Here is a 15,344-nt window from a genome sequence, read left to right on the forward strand (position 1 = left end):
ACCGCCTGAAAGCGAAAGGGGCCCCAGAGGGCCCCTTTGCAAACCATATCCTTGCTCGGATCAGAACTCCGACCAGTCTTCCTTGAGGGCCGCATTGCCCTCGGTGAGATAGGCGGCCGCGGCGGCCTTCACCTTGGGCTGGGCCTTGACCGGTGCCGGGCGGGCCATTGCGCTTGGGCGGGCGTCGAGCGCAAAGACATCGACGATCCGGTCAAGCTCGCTTGCCTGGTGTTCGGTCTGCTCGATGGCGGCATTCACCTCTTCCACCAGCGCGGCATTGTGCTGGGTCATCTCGTCCATCTGGCGCACGGCGGTATTGACCTCGTCGATGGCCGAAGCCTGTTCGCGGCTGGCGCGGGCGATGTCGTCGAGCAGCGTCGTATTGGCGCGCAGCGCATCCATCATGGCGGTCAGCTTGCCTGCGGCATCGGCCACGAGCTTGGAGCCGGTGCCGACTTCCTGCGCGCTCTGCTCGATCAGGGCCTTCACTTCCGAGGAGGCGTTGGCGGCAGATTGTGCGAGGCGACGGACTTCCACGGCGACGACGGCAAAGCCCTTGCCGGCTTCGCCGGCACGCGCGGCTTCCACAGAGGCGTTGAGGGCCAGCAGATTGGTCTGGAAGGCGATGTCGTCGATCATGCCGATGATATTGGAGATCTTCGACGACGACTGGGTGATCCGCTCCATTGCCGAATTGGCCTCTTCCATCACCGCGCCGCCTTCTTCGGCGGAACGCGTGACGAGACCCGCCTTCTGGCTGGCATCAGCCGCCTTCCTGGCGTTTTCGGTGACCGTCTGAGCCAGTTGCTCCATCGAGGCCGAAGTCTCTTCGATGGTTGCCGCCTGACGCGTGGTGCGCTCTGAGAGGTCGTTGGCGCCCGAGAGGATTTCGCCGGTCGCGGTTTTGAGCGTGCCCGAGGTGCCGCGGAGCTGGCCGACGATATCGGTCAGCTTGTCGGCCACGGCATTGATGTCGGTCTTCAATTTGGCGAAGGCGCCGCGATGCTCGCCCACCATGCGATGGGTAAGATCGGTATTGGCGAGGGCGGAAAGGACAGAGCCAGTTTCGGTGAGGCCATGGTCGACGCTGTCGACGAGGCGATTGACCGAATTGGCGAGATCGTTGAGCTCGGCATCGGGGAACTGGGCCGGCACGCGCTGGGAGAAATTGCCCTCGACCGCGGAATTGACCACGTCGCCGAACGAGCGCTGCAGTTCCACCATCATCTTCTGGCGGGCTTCCTGATCACGAATGATACGGGCGGCTTCCGCCTCGGTCATTTCAGCGACCTTGAGACCATTTTCGCGGAACACTTCCACGGCGCGCGCCATGGCGCCGATTTCGTCGCGACGGGCCGTGCCGTCGATAACGGTGTCATAGGCGCCATCGGCAACCTGAACCATGGATTTGTTCAGTTCGACCATCGGCTTGGCGATCGAGCGGGCAACGACCACACCGACGATCAGTATGGCCACGATGATGGCGAGCGTGATGCCGCCGCCTTCGAGCACCGACTGCCAGAAGATCGCATCCACCTGGTTGAACAGAATGCCCGAAGCAATGCTCCAGCCCCAGGGCTCGAAACCCTGCGCATAGGACACCTTGTCGGCCAGCCCGCCCTCGGGCTTGGTGAAGAGATAGGTCTGGAAGGCGGAACCATGCGCCTTCACGTTCTCCACCATCTCCTTGATGTAGAGCGTGCCGCGGCCGTCCTTTTCGATGGAACGATCCGAGCCCTGCTTTTCGGGCTTGGTCGGATGCATCAGCATCACGAGGTCGTAGGTATCGACGAAGAAATATTCGTTGCCCTGGTAGCGCAGGGCACGCAGCGTTTCGAGCGCCAGGGATTTGGCCTGGTCTTCGGTGAACTCGCCTGCCTGGGCGCGATCATAAAAGCTCTGCACCGTCGAGACTGCGGTCTGCACCACGCTCTGCAATTCCGTGCGCTTGAACTGCTCGAGGTTCATGCGCTGGTTGTAAAGCTGATAGGAAACGACCCCCATCATGCCGACAGCGAAAATTGCCAGCAGGAAATAAAGCCGACGCGACAAACTACCCGTAACCCAACCCAACACTTGGGGTCCCCTATTCAATGCACCCTAAGCTGACGGCATTCGCAACGGCAGTTCGGTGGTCCTACGCCAGTAAAAATGCGTGGTTGTGATTAAGCGGGCGTAAATGATGCCCCCAAGCGGAAGTTATTTTCCGCCAAAGAAAAAAGGGGCCGCGTGCGGCCCCCTTCCGTCATGCCAAAAGTTGTCAGAACTCGGACCAGTCGTCCTTGAGGGCGGCGTTGCCATTGCTCAGATAAGCCGAGGCCGCAGCCTTGACGCGCGCTACCGGCTTTGCCGGCTGGCGCGGTGCGGTTGCCGGTGCCCGGGCCGCCCTGCCCTGCTCGATCTGGAACACGTCGACGATGCGGTCGAGCTCGCCGGCCTGGTTCTCGGTCTGCTCGATGGCGGCGTTGATCTCTTCCACCAGCGCCGCATTGTGCTGGGTCATTTCATCCATCTGGCGGACGGCGGTATTGACCTCGTCAATGGCCGAAGCCTGCTCGCGGCTGGCGCGGGCGATGTCGTCGAGGAGCGCGGTATTGGCACGCACCGCCTCCATCATCGCGGTCAGCTTGCCCGCGGCATCGGCCACGAGTTTGGAACCGGTGCCGACTTCCTGGGCACTCTGCTCGATCAGGGCCTTCACTTCGGATGAAGCATTGGCGGCCGATTGCGCCAGGCGCCGCACTTCGACGGCAACCACCGCAAAGCCCTTGCCCGCTTCGCCGGCACGCGCGGCTTCCACCGAAGCGTTGAGGGCAAGCAGGTTGGTCTGGAAGGCGATATCGTCGATCATGCCGATGATGTTGGAGATCTTGGCCGAGGACTGGGTAATCCGCTCCATGGCGTCATTGGCTTCGCCCATCACCACCGTGCCATCCTCGGCCGAGCGCGAGACCATGCCTGCCTTCTGGCTGGCATCGGCCGCCTTCTTGGCGTTTTCGGTGACCGTCTGAGCCAGTTGCTCCATCGAGGCAGAGGTTTCTTCGATGGTCGCGGCCTGGCGCGTGGTGCGCTCGGAGAGGTCGTTGGCGCCGGAGAGGATTTCGCCGGTAGCGGTTTTCAGCGTGCCCGAGGTGCCGCGCAACTGACCCACGATGTCGGTCAGCTTTTCGGCCACGGCATTGATGTCGGTCTTCAATTTGGCGAAGGCGCCGTGATGCTGGCCGTTCATGCGGCGGGTCAGGTCGGTATTGGCGAGAGCCGAGAGCACCGAAGCGGTCTCGGTCAGGCCGTGATCGACGCTGTCGACGAGGCGGTTGACGGAATTGGCGAGGTCGTTGAGCTCGGCATCCGGGAACTGGGCCGGCACCCGCTGGGAGAAATTGCCATCGACGGCGGCATCGACCACGTCGCCAAAGGCGCGCTGCAATTCCACCATCATCTGCTGCCGGGCCTCGGAATCGCGGATAATGCGGGCGGCTTCCGCCTCGGTCATCTGGGCGACCTTGAGGCCATTTTCGCGGAACACTTCCACGGCGCGGGCCATGGCGCCGATTTCGTCCTGACGTTCGGCGCCAAGCACTTCGGTTTCGAACTGGCCATCGGCCACCTTGCCCATGACGCTGGTGAGCCGGGCGATCGGCTGGGAAACCAGGGAGCGCAGCACCAGCCAGATGACCAGAACCGACAGCAGGGTAACAAGGACGGTGACGCCGAAGAGAATGCTGCGGGCCTCGGTCAGCGGAGCAAAGGCGGCGGCCTTGTCGCGATCGATGCCGACATACCATTCAACACCCGGCAGGCCCGGAATGGGCGCGAAGCTGACGAGAACCTCGGCGCCGGCAGCGCTGGCAACCACAGGCTGGGTCGAGAGCGCCGGGGCCGTGCCGTCAAAGGCATCGGCCAGGGTCTTGCCCACGAGTTCGGGATTGGCATGGACGAGGATGGTGCCATTGGCACTGGCAAGGAAAAGCTCGCCTTTGCCGCCGAGATCGACCTCGGCCAGCATGGCCACGATGGCGGCAATGGAGAAGTCGGATGCGACGACGCCGGTTACCTGGCCATTGACCGAAACGGGCGTGGCGAGAGACACGATCAGGTCGCCCGAGGAGGCATCGGCATAGGGCTCGGTGAGCACCGTGCCGCCCGCCGCCACAGCGTCCTGATACCAGGGGCGCACGCGCGGATCGTAGCCTTCGGGCAGTTCATTGGCCGGAAAAGTGTCGAACTGGCCGGTGGCGGCGTGACCGAAATAGGTCGAGATGAAATTGTTGATATAGGTGTCGCGGTTGAATGTTTCCGAGACATTCTCGCCGACCGGCAGCTTGGCGACCGACTGCATGGCGGCCTCGATCAGCAGGGTGCGGCCGCCGAACCAGTTGCCGACCGAGCGGGCGGTCGAGGAGGCGACGCTGCGCAGATCAGCTTCGATATCGCTCTCGAGCCGGCGGCTATCGCGCCAGTCCTGATAGAAGGCAAAACTCGCCATGGTGACGAGAACGATGCCGATCGTTGCGATCAGCACCTTGGCGGCGATGCTCGATCGCATAGCGGCCAGTGGATTGGTAATAAAACGGCGCATGTCGCCCCCGACACTGAAATCTCGGGGGCAACCTGCACGATTAAGGTAAATTTCCGATAAAAAGCCCGCAAAAGCGGGCTTTTTCACGTTCCGACAGGGCTTTAGTAGCGGTATTCGTTCGACTTGAACGGGCCGCTCTCGCTGACGCCGATATATTCGGCCTGAACCTTGCTCAGCTTGGTCAGCTTGGCGCCGAGCTTGGCGAGGTGCAGTTCGGCGACCTTTTCGTCGAGATGCTTGGGCAGCACGTGCACCTTCTTTTCGAGCTTTTCGCCATTGGTCCAGAGTTCGATCTGGGCCAGCGTCTGGTTCGAGAACGAAGCAGACATGACAAAGCTCGGGTGACCCGTGGCATTGCCGAGATTCACGAGGCGACCTTCGGAGAGCAGGATCAGGCGCTTGCCATTGGGCTGTTCGATGAGATCAACCTGCGGCTTGACATTGGTCCACTTGAAGTTGCGCAGGCCCAGCACGTCGATTTCGTTGTCGAAGTGGCCGATATTGCAGACGATGGCCATGTCCTTGAGGTTGCGCATATCGTCGACCATCAGCACGTCGCGGTTGCCCGTGGCCGTGACGACGATGTCGGCGCGGTGCGCAGCGTCCTCGAGGGTAACGACCTCAAAACCTTCCATGGCGGCCTGCAGCGCGCAGATCGGATCGACTTCGGTGACGAGCACGCGGGCGCCGGCGCCGCGGAGCGATTCAGCCGAACCCTTGCCCACATCGCCATAGCCGCAGACGATGGCGACCTTGCCAGCCAGCATCACGTCGGTGCCGCGACGGATGGCGTCGACGAGCGATTCGCGGGTGCCGTACTTGTTGTCGAATTTCGACTTGGTGACGGAGTCATTGACGTTGATGGCCGGGAACGGCAGTTCGCCTTTGGCGTGAAGCTGATAGAGGCGCATCACGCCCGTGGTGGTTTCTTCCGAAACGCCGCGGATCGCGTCCTTGATCTTCCCGAAGAAGCCCGGGGTCTTTTCGAGGCGACGCTTGATGGTGGCGAAGAAGATTTCCTCTTCCTCATTGCCGGGCTTGGCGAGGACGGAAATGTCCTTCTCGGCCTTGGCGCCGTTGAGGATGTACATGGTGGCGTCGCCGCCATCATCGAGGATCATGTTGGGGGTGAGGCCATTGCCCCAATCCATCATGCGGTCGGTAAAATCCCAATATTCTTCCAGCGTTTCACCCTTGTGGGCGAAGACCGGGATGCCGGCGGCGGCGATGGCGGCTGCGGCATGGTCCTGGGTCGAGAAGATATTGCACGAGACCCAGCGCACTTCGGCGCCGAGCGCGACCAGCGTCTCGATGAGCACGGCGGTCTGGATGGTCATGTGCAGCGAGCCGGCAATGCGGGCGCCACGCAGCGGCTGGGCCGCGGCATATTCCTCGCGGATTGCCATCAGGCCCGGCATTTCGATCTCGGCGATCTGGATTTCCTTGCGGCCGAAATCGGCCAGCGAAATGTCCCTGACCGCGTAATCGGTGGCTGGACTGGTCATGTTCGGTCTCCGGATGAGGAATTGGTTGGTCTTCCTATACGCAAGCCGAGGGTCGCATTCAACCGGGGATATAAAGGTATGTTTATGTCTTATGAACGGTAATAGACGCGGCGCCGCCGAAATGGCAACGCGCAGAAGCGGATGAGGGCGGAAAGGAGGAGATAGCCGACGCCGAAGCCAGCAGCGGCATAAAAGAGCCCTTCCATGGTGACGGGTACGGCCGGCTGGTAGTTTTCGAGCGTTCGGCGGCCGATCTCGGTATCGAGGAAGGCCGGCAGGTTCCTGAAACGCTCGATGGGATCGGCGCCCTGGATCTTCTGCAGCGTTTGGCTCAACTGGTCATAGCGCACAAAGGTGCGCTCCATGCTCTCGCCGCGATCTGCAAGGAAGGTGTCGCTGGAGGCCTGGTAGCGATCAAGCGCCCCGTCCCGATCCAGTCCCGCCTCCTCGGCCGCATGGTCGAAATCGGTGGTAACGATGCGCAACTCGTCGACGGCCCCGCCCAGGCGCTGGGTATATTGCTGCGCATATTCGGGAAACTGGCTCAGCATCACCGCCAGCCCAACCCCACCGACACTGGCCAGCATGCGCCGCATATCTCACCCTCCTGCCGCAGCGGGCAGTGTGCCCGAGCCGCTATTCGGCGGCAACCTGCCGCCTGCTCGTGTCTGAAACGGGGCGATGGGCTGTCTTGATCCAATCAAAGGGATTTAGGGTTAAATCAACGAGCGCGCGCAAGGTCGCCCAGGCCACGGCAATCCAATAGACCGGCAGCAAGGCCTGGAACGGCAGGAGCCGTGTCTGGCCGGTGCGGAAGAGCCCGAGGATGTGAATGGCAAAGGCGATGCCATAGCCGAGGGCAAAGACCGAGAGACAGCTTGCCGTCCATAGATCGAGCCGCAGCAGGTCGACATGGCCGGTAAAGAAGGCAAAGAGGCAGCTCAGCATGAAGCCGGTATGCAGCAGCGGCGACAGGATCATGCCGAAAACCACGATCTCGAACACCAGGAAGCGCCACCAGCCGAGATCGCGAATCAACTGGCCGGGATGACGATTATGGACGAGTACGGTCTGCATCCAGCCCTTCATCCAGCGTCGTCTCTGCCCCATCCAGACGCGCAGGTTTTCCGGCGCATCCTCAAAAGTCGCGGAACTGCTGGTGCCGCAACTGAGCCGCCGCCGCGCCAGCCGCACGCCGAGATCGGCATCTTCGGTGACATTGTAGGCGTCCCAGCCGCCGGTCGCGCGGAGGCTCGCAAGGCGGAAATGATTGGAGGTGCCGCCAAGCGGCATTACCATGCCCCAGCGTCCCAAAGCCGGGAGAAAGACCGAAAAGAGCGCCGCATATTCGCCGGCAAAGAGCGCCGGCAGCGGGCCTTTTTCGCCATTGGCGATCACCAGCCGCGCCTGGATGCAATGAAGATGCGGCGCGCGACGGAACTGGTTGACGACCTGCCGCAATTGCCCCGGCTCCGGACGATCCTCGGCGTCGAAGACGACGACGAATTCGCCCCGGCAGAAGGGCAGCGCGAAATCGAGCGCCTTGGGCTTGGTCAACGGCAGGGCGTGCGGCACTTCCACCAGCGAAAAACGCGCATCGCCCAGATGCCGGCGCACCGCGTCCACCGTCCGGGGCGAGCGCTGCTCGACGACAAAAATGATATCGAGCCGATGGGCGGGATAATCGAGCGCCATGAGGCCGCGGCAGAGCTGGTCGACCATGTCGGCCTCGTCGCGCAGCGGCACCAGCACCGAATAGAGCGGCAGGTCTTGCGGCTCGACCCGCGCTTCGGGGGCAGTGACGCGATTGGGCATGAAGATGGAGGCGAGGCGAATGAGCGCCGGCAGCAGCATCACCGTGGCCCAGGCCGGCATGGCCCAGGCAGGCGCGAGATAGGGCAGAACCAGCAGCATCGCGACGAGGACCAGCACCAGCGCGCCGAAGGCAAGGCGCACCCCGAGGGTCAATTCAAGGCTGGCCGTGGCGCGCGGCCAGTGCCGCACCAGCCCCTGCCGCGCCGCGACAAGCAGGTCGGGCGCTGCCTCGGCGGCGAGATATTGGCGCAGGGCCGCGCCGGGCACGATGCAGAGCCGCCGGGTCAGCGCCGGATCGGTATCGTAGAGCGCGCCCAGGCGCATGAGCCCGTTGAAGTCGGGCGCCGCATAGGCGACTTCCTCGCCCAGCGTCGTCGCCCGCACGAAATGCACATCGGCGAGACGCTCGATCCGCGGGGGACCGGCCGAACTGCTGCCGGCGGGAATGACATCGAAATAGGTGAGCCCAAAAACCGTCGCGCCCCGCTCGAGCGCGGCACCGATATCGATATTGAGCGAGAAGGCGGCATGAAGGAGCGGATCGACTTCGGTCAGCAGCGCTTCTTCGAGGAGGCGCCTGGCTGTCGCATCGTCGCCGTCCGGCCCGACAATGGCCCGCATGAGCTTGAAGGCGCGCGGCATGGCGCTGCCATCAGGCCGTCAGAACCCCGCTCTGGCCTCGTCGCAGCGCAGAGGCCGGGATGAGCGCATGGCTCATCCCGGTGGCCCGCCGCACATTGTACAGGGCCTGCTCGGAGACCTCGATCCAGGCGGCGACAGTGGCCTTGCCGTCAACCAGGGCTGGTGCTCCGAGCGGGGTAATCCTCCAGCCCACGCTGGTGCCGTGCTCCACCATGGACAGAGAGGAAACGAAGGTGATGAAGGTAAAGCCCTCGGCAAGGGCATATTCCATCATCGCGCAGAAAAGAGCTGCAGACTCGGGTGCGCGCCGCCGGCCTTCGCGTCGATCGGGACGAACATAAAAGCGCGTCCAATCGGCCCCAAGCGAGGGGTCGGCGGGGAGGTCTCCAAGCACAAGCCCGTGAAAGACGGTCTGCAGCAAGTTTGGTCTGTTGAGCGGGGTGATACGCGAGCCGCCAACGAGTTCGTCGCCGTCAGTGAGCAGGATATGGGTTGCGTCCGCATTGTCGAAGTCATCGACATCGCGCCCATCGGGCCGACGCAGGTCGTTCCACCCCTGAAGATCAACGAAAATCTTGTGACGCAGGCGGTAGTTCTCCTCGAGAAGTGGAGGAGATTCGCCGCTGATCGGCGCGCGGATGATATGCACTTGCATTACCTTGCCCCCAAAGCTGCCTGCATCGTTGTCGAGCATTTGGCACGGCGGTCACACGGCTGAAAATCGGCAAATCTCCCAATAGCCATCCGGTCTTTTCCGGCGAAAATACGCAGCTTTTTTGGGATTTGAGTCGCGGCAGAACGCGCAAAAGCGCCCTCCAACCAGGCCGACAAAAGGCAAAGGCTTGGATACAGCGCTGAGAGAGTTCCACACTCGATTGTCATCCCGGCGAAGGCCAGGATCCATCCCGAGATATCAAGATGGGCCCCGGCCTTCGCCGGGGTGACAGCCAGGGTGTGATGAGGTCAGACGTGCCGCAGCGTTGCGCGCACGCCCTAAAGAACGATCAGCTTCTGGCGAATGGCTTCCACTACGGTATGGAGGCGATTATTGGTCCCGAGCCGCCGCTGCGCATTTTCGCAATGCTGATTGACCGTCCGGAAACTGAGGCCAGTGATATCGGCGATTTCCGAAGCCGTCTTGCCCACCGCGACCCATTTGAGCACTTCGGCCTCGCGCGGGGTGATGAGGCGCCGCGCAGGCGTGCGATCCATGGTGTTGAGGAAGCGCAGGCGGCCATGGGCATAGAGCGCCAGCATGTGCAATTCGAGGCGCTGCTTTTCGTCGAGCCAATCGGTCCGGCCGACCAGCGAAACCACGCCCTGCATGCCGCCTTCGAGATGGACCGGCACGCAGAGGCCCTCATCCATGCCGAAATCGCGCGCCTCATCCATGACGCGCCGTGCCGAAAAGTCCTCGGCCCGGTCATAGGGCGCCGCCGACCAATCGAAGGGCAAGGTGGTGGCAAAGCAGTTGCGCGCCACGGGGTCGACATCGACATAGCCGAGCTTGGTATAGCGTTGATACCACTCGTCATCCCAGCCCGAGAGCAGCACGAAGGGGCGCACGTCCATGCCGCGGTCGGGCAGGCCGGAAATGATAAAGCGTTCAAAGCCATATTCACGGATGGCGTCGAGCACCACCGCATGAATGCCTTGCTGGCTTTCCTGATTCTGCAGGGCCTCGATCGTCAACATCAGGTCGGCATTCATTTGGATGCAGCTCCCCCTGCGACCCTTTGTGACACAATTTTGCCGAGGCCCGAAAAAAATTCAAGTCGAGCGCCGAAGAATAGATGTCAAATATATCTTCGGCGCCCGAACGTTTTAGTGCTTTACCTGGAACTGATGCGGGTTGAACCGGTAGGCAGACGAGCAAAACTCGCAAACCACTTCGATTTCGCCATTGACCGCCATATCCTCGCGCTCTTCGTCGGAGAAATTATTGGCCAGCATTTCCTCGATCCGGTCGGCCGAGCAGGTGCAGCGCTCTTCGAGCGGCATGGGCGGAAACACGCGCACGCCGGTCTCGTGATAGAGCCGGAACAAAAGCCGTTCGGGCGACACTTCGGGATCGGCAAGCTCGATGTCCGCAACCGTTGCGAGCATGGAGCGCGCTTCGGCCCAGCCGTTGGCTTCCTGGAAATTCGGGTCGGTGTTCTCGAAATTGCCGTCGCCCGGCAGGTCGGCCATGCGCACAAGGCCGCCTTCGGGCAGGTGCTGGATCAGCATGCCGCCGGCGCGCCAGCGCGGACGATGGTCGCCCTTGACCGACATCTGCGCCACAGCGAGGCGTACCTGGGTTGGGATCTGTTCGGACTGTAGGAAATAGGTGTGCGCCACCTCTTCGAGGCTGTGCCCGTCGAGTGCCACGATGCCCTGATAGCGCTCGGTATGGGCGCCCTGGTCGATGGTCATGGCCAGGTGCCCCTTGCCGAGCAGTTCGGCCGGGCTCGTGCGGCCTTCTTCGGCAGCTTTCAGCACCATATCATGGTCGAAGCGGGCATAGCCGCGCATGCCATCGGGCGCGTCGAAATCGACGACGATGAGGTTCACCGGACCATCGGTCTGGGTCTGGAGGATCAGCCGGCCTTCGAATTTCAACGACGAACCGATGAGCGCAGTCAGCACCACGGCTTCGCCGAGCAGGCGGGCAACCGGAGCAGGATAATTGTGGCGCGACAGGATGGCGTCGAGCGAGGCACCGAGATGCAGAATGCGGCCACGGGTATCGAGCTTTTCGAGGGTGAAGGGCACCACGGCATCGTCGCCGGATTCGGGGCGATCAAGGCCCATGGCGGAAAGGAAGCTGTCAGTCATGGTCGTCGGTTCCGTGGTCATTCGGTTACTCTCATCGTGGCGCACTGCCGGGGCCGATACAACCAGCTTCCAGACAAACACGGTGTCATTCCCGCGAAGGCGGGAACCTCTGTTCCAAAACGGAGGCCCCCGCTTTCGCGGGGGTGACATGGTGGTTTGCCGAAATAACGCGAAAAACGCGCCTAGTTCGTTTCAACCCCGAAGGCCCAGCACAAAATGGCTTTCTGGGCGTGGAGGCGATTTTCGGCCTCGTCGAACACTACCGACTGGGGACCGTCGATCACCTCGTCGGTCACCTCGTCGCCGCGATGGGCGGGCAGGCAGTGCATGAACAGGGCGTCCTTATCAGCCAAGCCCATCAAATTGGTGTTCACCTGATAGGGTTTCAAGACCCGGCGGCGCTCGGCGGCATCGACGTCACCCATGGACACCCAGGTGTCGGTGATGACGAGATCGGCGCCTTCGACGGCCTCGCGTGGGTCCTCGATCAGCTTGGCATATTTGCCGGCCCGGGTGATGTCCTGCATCAGGTCCTTTTCCGGGCTATATTCATCCGGGGTCGCAATGGTGAGCTCGCATTCGAAGAGCTCGGCCGCGTTGACCCAGGAGTGCAGCACATTATTGCTGTCGCCGACCCAGGCGATCTTGGCGCCGCGGATATCGCCGCGGTGCTCTTCGAAGGTCATGAGATCGGCCATGATCTGGCACGGATGCGCGCGACGCGTCAGGCCGTTGATCACAGGCACGGTCGCGGCTTCGGAAAGCTCAAGCAGATCGGCGTGGGAAAGAATGCGGATCATGATGGCATCGACATAGCGGCTCATCACCTTGGCCGTATCGGCCAGGGTTTCCTCGCGCGAAAGCTGCATTTCCTGGCCGGACAGCATGATGGTCTCGCCGCCAAGCTGGCGCATGCCCACGTCGAAGGAAACGCGCGTCCGGGTCGACTGGCGCTCAAAGATCATGGCCAGCACCTTGTCCTTGAGGAGCTGTGGCCGGTCGCCATCCTTAAGGCGTGCCTTCAGCGCGCCTGCCTGGGAGAGCATGCCGCGCAGTTCGGCATAGGAGAAATCATCGATAGAAAGAAAATGCCTGGGGGTACCGGTCGTTGACATGGGCCGGGTTCCTTTGTGACGCTTATGAAATTGGAGCGGCCGCAGCCGCGGTTTTACTCTGCCCTAAGGGCATGTCTCCAGAAAGTGGTTAACGCTTTCCGAAGACACGCGACTTAGCGAGGCGGAGGGAACAAACCGCGTCGGCGACGCCCAAAATGATAAAACGTCAACATGACAATCAGCTCGCAGCCGGCGCCGCAGCCGCTTCCGCCTCAATGGCGTCGAAGGCAGCGGAGATTTTTTCCATGGCCAGCTCGATATCGGCCTCGGAAACGATCAGCGGCGGCAGGAGGCGCAGCACATTGTCGCCCGCCCCGATGCAGAGGAACTGATGATCATCGCGCAGGCGCGTGACCATATCGCGCGCCGGGGTCGAGAGCTTGATGCCCGAAAGCAAGCCCTTGCCGCGCAGCTCCAGCACATAGTCCGGATATTTTTGCGCGAGCTGCTGCAGGTGCCAGGAGAGACGCTGGCCCATGGCGTTGACGTTGTCGATGAAGCCGGGCGCGAGGATCCGGTCGAGCACGGCATTGCCCACGGCCGTCGCCAAGGGATTGCCGCCATAGGTGGAGCCATGCGTGCCGGGCACCATGGAAGCGGCGACATCGCCCTTGGCAAGGCAGGCGCCGAGCGGGAAGCCGCCGCCGATGGCCTTGGCCACGGCCACGATATCGGGCGTGATGCCACTCCACTCATAGGCAAAGAAGCGGCCGGTACGGCCAAAGCCGCACTGCACTTCGTCGAGAATGAGCAGCATGTCATTGTCGTCGCAGAGCTTGCGCAGGCCCTGCATGAATTCACTGGACATGGCGGTCACCCCGCCCTCGCCCTGCACGGGCTCGATGAGGATGGCACACGTCTCAGGCGTGATCAGCGCCTTGACGCTGTCGAGGTCGCCGGGCTTGGCATGCTTGAAGCCGGGCGCAGCGGGCCCGAAACCCTGCAGATAGTCGGGATTGCCGCCGGCCGCGATGGTGCCGAGCGTGCGGCCATGGAAGGAGCCGGAAAAGGCGATCACTTCATAGCGCTCGCCCTGGCCCTTGGCCCAGAAATAATGCCGCGCCGTCTTGATGGCGCATTCGATGGCCTCGGCACCCGAATTGGTGAAAAAGACCGCATCGGCGAAGGTCGCATCGACCAGCCGCTGGCCGAGCCGTTCCTGCTCGGGAATGGTGAAGGTATTGGCCGTGTGCCAGACCTTGTCGGCAGCAGCCTTGAGGGCGCTCACCAGATGCGGGTCGCCATGGCCCAAAGCGTTCACCGCCACGCCCGAATGAAAGTCGAGATATTCTCGTCCATGCTGGTCAAAAAGGCGCATGCCTTCGCCGCGCTCGAACGAAGCTTCGGAACGGGCGTAGGTGGCATAGAGCGCAGACATGGATTTCTCCCCTTTCAGGTTCGGGAGGTGGGATAAAAGCGTGGCAAACCTGCCACACAAATCAAAAACGCTGCTCTGGGGCAGCGCGTTTGGTGGGAAGAAATAGGCGGTTTTTACCCGTTAAGTCAACGCTCTCGGGCCCAAGTGACTGATTTGACTCAAGGATTGTTAGCGTAAAATTAACCACTGATTTTTGGGGGGAAAATGCCCCCGACTCTTGATCCCGATTCCTGCGATGTCGTAGTGTCTAACTCGTTGGGGAACACGAGATATCGTGTGGCGGACCCACTCAGCATACGAGCTGTAGAGTCGAAAAGGCTGCCAGGCCACTTTGGCGGCGTGAGAGAGGATTCTAAGTTGACGATGGTTACCGGAACGCAACCCAATGGTTGGACCGACGAGCGGGTGGAGCTTCTCAAGAAGCTCTGGATGGAAGGCCTGAGCGCCAGCCAGATCGCCGGCGAACTGGGCGAAGGCGTCACCCGCAATGCCGTTATCGGCAAGGTGCACCGTCTCAAGTTGTCGGCTCGTGCCAAGCCCACCAATACCACGCCGCGGGCGCGCCCAGCGCCGCGCCAGGCGCCGCGCCGTCCTTCCGGCCCCAGCCTTTCCGCTGGTGTCAGCTCGATGGCTGCCGCTGCCAAGCCGCGTCCGTCGGTGATGCCGCGTCCGCAGGTCATGGGCGCCACGGCCCTCGCCATGTCGCCGCAGATGGAAGCCGAGCTCTATGTCGCCCCGGCGACCCAGGAGCTGTTCATTCCCGAGGACAAGCGCCTCTCTCTGCTGCAGCTCAACGAGCACACCTGCAAGTGGCCGATCGGCGATCCGCTCAGCAAAGATTTTTATTTCTGCGGCCAGCACAGCCTCGAAACCGGCCCCTATTGCGAATTCCACTCGCGCCGGGCCTATCACCAGATCGACAAGAAGAAGCGCTGAGTTTCGGCAGCTTTCAAAAACAAAGGGCGCCCATCGGGCGCCTTTTTTGTTGGAGACTAGATCAGTTCACGTTCGTTTTGAAACGGCTCCCGCCGAAACCTCATGGTGAGCCTGTCGAACCACGAGGTCGGGCACACTGAGGGTTGCGTGCCACGACCTCGTCCTTCGACAAGCTCAGGATGAGGTCTACTAGTATTTCCGTTGGTACGTGAAACCCCTAGGGGTTTCAGACTGTATCCGAAGCCGGTGCGGGCCGAGCAGGATCGCGCCCTACCACGACCGGCAGGCCGTGTCTTTCGGCAATCACCAATCGCCCCATATGGGTCAGTTTCAGCCCGTTCGGCGTGATGGCGGCGAGCCCATGAAAGCAAAGCGCGCGCTGGATCAACCATTCCACCTGCTTTTGCGGTTCGACCGTCATGGCCAGCAAGACGATATGCTCGGGCAGCGTCAGTTGCGCCCAGCCGACCCGGTCCGCCTTCTGAAAGAGTGCCATCTCATCCTCCGCAACAGCGCCAAGATGATTTCCAAACGTGCTGGTGAGCCTGTGGTTGCGC

Annotated in this window: 12 protein-coding genes; 1 reads left to right on the forward strand and 11 read right to left on the reverse strand. The window is 62.1% G+C overall.

All coding sequences use genetic code 11. From position 1 onward, the window contains the following. Positions 1-60: 60 nt before the first annotated feature. The 10 genes from JP75_RS03535 to JP75_RS03580 form a co-directional block, all read right to left on the reverse strand. Entirely contained in the window at positions 61-2,076 is a 2,016-nt protein-coding gene (locus JP75_RS03535) for a methyl-accepting chemotaxis protein (RefSeq protein ID WP_152565720.1), read from the reverse strand. Positions 2,077-2,260: 184 nt separating this feature from the next. Beyond that, on the reverse strand, positions 2,261-4,579 hold the full coding sequence (locus JP75_RS03540) for a methyl-accepting chemotaxis protein (RefSeq protein WP_035079401.1): 2,319 nt from the start codon (positions 4,577-4,579) through the stop codon (positions 2,261-2,263). Positions 4,580-4,680: 101 nt separating this feature from the next. Then, a complete protein-coding gene (gene ahcY, locus JP75_RS03545; protein WP_035079403.1) occupies positions 4,681-6,084 on the reverse strand; it encodes an adenosylhomocysteinase in 1,404 nt (467 codons plus the stop codon). A gap of 89 nt (positions 6,085-6,173) precedes the next feature. After that, the gene (locus JP75_RS03550) at positions 6,174-6,680 is read right to left on the reverse strand and encodes a DUF2937 family protein (protein ID WP_035079405.1); all 507 of its coding nucleotides are present in this window, start codon (positions 6,678-6,680) and stop codon (positions 6,174-6,176) included. A gap of 40 nt (positions 6,681-6,720) precedes the next feature. Then, a complete protein-coding gene (locus tag JP75_RS25050; RefSeq protein ID WP_051960286.1) occupies positions 6,721-8,541 on the reverse strand; it encodes a glycosyltransferase family 2 protein in 1,821 nt (606 codons plus the stop codon). Positions 8,542-8,551: 10 nt separating this feature from the next. After that, entirely contained in the window at positions 8,552-9,196 is a 645-nt protein-coding gene (locus JP75_RS03560) for an acyl-homoserine-lactone synthase (RefSeq protein WP_160194631.1), read from the reverse strand. Between the two features lie 338 nt (positions 9,197-9,534). Next, positions 9,535-10,251: a helix-turn-helix transcriptional regulator gene (locus JP75_RS03565; RefSeq protein ID WP_035079407.1), complete on the reverse strand. Its 717-nt coding sequence runs from the start codon at positions 10,249-10,251 to the stop codon at positions 9,535-9,537. A 114-nt stretch (positions 10,252-10,365) separates the two neighbouring features. Then, complete coding sequence (locus JP75_RS03570; RefSeq protein ID WP_051960374.1) at positions 10,366-11,358, reverse strand: Hsp33 family molecular chaperone; 993 nt, start codon at positions 11,356-11,358, stop codon at positions 10,366-10,368. A 182-nt stretch (positions 11,359-11,540) separates the two neighbouring features. Next, positions 11,541-12,473, reverse strand: a complete 933-nt coding sequence (argF, locus tag JP75_RS03575; RefSeq protein ID WP_035079408.1) for an ornithine carbamoyltransferase — start codon at positions 12,471-12,473, stop codon at positions 11,541-11,543. 178 nt (positions 12,474-12,651) lie between these two features. Then, entirely contained in the window at positions 12,652-13,851 is a 1,200-nt protein-coding gene (locus tag JP75_RS03580; RefSeq protein ID WP_035079410.1) for an aspartate aminotransferase family protein, read from the reverse strand. A gap of 363 nt (positions 13,852-14,214) precedes the next feature. Between JP75_RS03580 and JP75_RS03585 the strand changes: the two genes are divergently transcribed. Next, complete coding sequence (locus JP75_RS03585; protein WP_035079412.1) at positions 14,215-14,787, forward strand: GcrA family cell cycle regulator; 573 nt, start codon at positions 14,215-14,217, stop codon at positions 14,785-14,787. A 226-nt stretch (positions 14,788-15,013) separates the two neighbouring features. On the opposite strand, the gene JP75_RS03590 is transcribed toward JP75_RS03585, so the two are convergent. Beyond that, complete coding sequence (locus tag JP75_RS03590; protein ID WP_152565721.1) at positions 15,014-15,283, reverse strand: hypothetical protein; 270 nt, start codon at positions 15,281-15,283, stop codon at positions 15,014-15,016. Positions 15,284-15,344 lie beyond the last annotated feature (61 nt).

Origin of the sequence: Devosia riboflavina, from assembly GCF_000743575.1 — a bacterium.
Classification (GTDB): Bacteria; Pseudomonadota; Alphaproteobacteria; order Rhizobiales; family Devosiaceae; genus Devosia; species Devosia riboflavina.

What these genes read in the sequence shown, in the direction of transcription:
- JP75_RS03565 (WP_035079407.1), bottom strand. Translation starts at nt 10,251, where the DNA reads ATGAATGCCGACCTGATGTTGACGATCGAGGCCCTGCAGAATCAGGAA.
- JP75_RS25050 (WP_051960286.1), bottom strand. Translation starts at nt 8,541, where the DNA reads ATGCCGCGCGCCTTCAAGCTCATGCGGGCCATTGTCGGGCCGGACGGC.
- JP75_RS03590 (WP_152565721.1), bottom strand. Translation starts at nt 15,283, where the DNA reads ATGGCACTCTTTCAGAAGGCGGACCGGGTCGGCTGGGCGCAACTGACG.
- JP75_RS03550 (WP_035079405.1), bottom strand. Translation starts at nt 6,680, where the DNA reads ATGCGGCGCATGCTGGCCAGTGTCGGTGGGGTTGGGCTGGCGGTGATG.
- argF (WP_035079408.1), bottom strand. Translation starts at nt 12,473, where the DNA reads ATGTCAACGACCGGTACCCCCAGGCATTTTCTTTCTATCGATGATTTC.
- JP75_RS03580 (WP_035079410.1), bottom strand. Translation starts at nt 13,851, where the DNA reads ATGTCTGCGCTCTATGCCACCTACGCCCGTTCCGAAGCTTCGTTCGAG.
- ahcY (WP_035079403.1), bottom strand. Translation starts at nt 6,084, where the DNA reads ATGACCAGTCCAGCCACCGATTACGCGGTCAGGGACATTTCGCTGGCC.
- JP75_RS03570 (WP_051960374.1), bottom strand. Translation starts at nt 11,358, where the DNA reads ATGACTGACAGCTTCCTTTCCGCCATGGGCCTTGATCGCCCCGAATCC.
- JP75_RS03540 (WP_035079401.1), bottom strand. Translation starts at nt 4,579, where the DNA reads ATGCGCCGTTTTATTACCAATCCACTGGCCGCTATGCGATCGAGCATC.
- JP75_RS03585 (WP_035079412.1), top strand. Translation starts at nt 14,215, where the DNA reads ATGGTTACCGGAACGCAACCCAATGGTTGGACCGACGAGCGGGTGGAG.
- JP75_RS03560 (WP_160194631.1), bottom strand. Translation starts at nt 9,196, where the DNA reads ATGCAAGTGCATATCATCCGCGCGCCGATCAGCGGCGAATCTCCTCCA.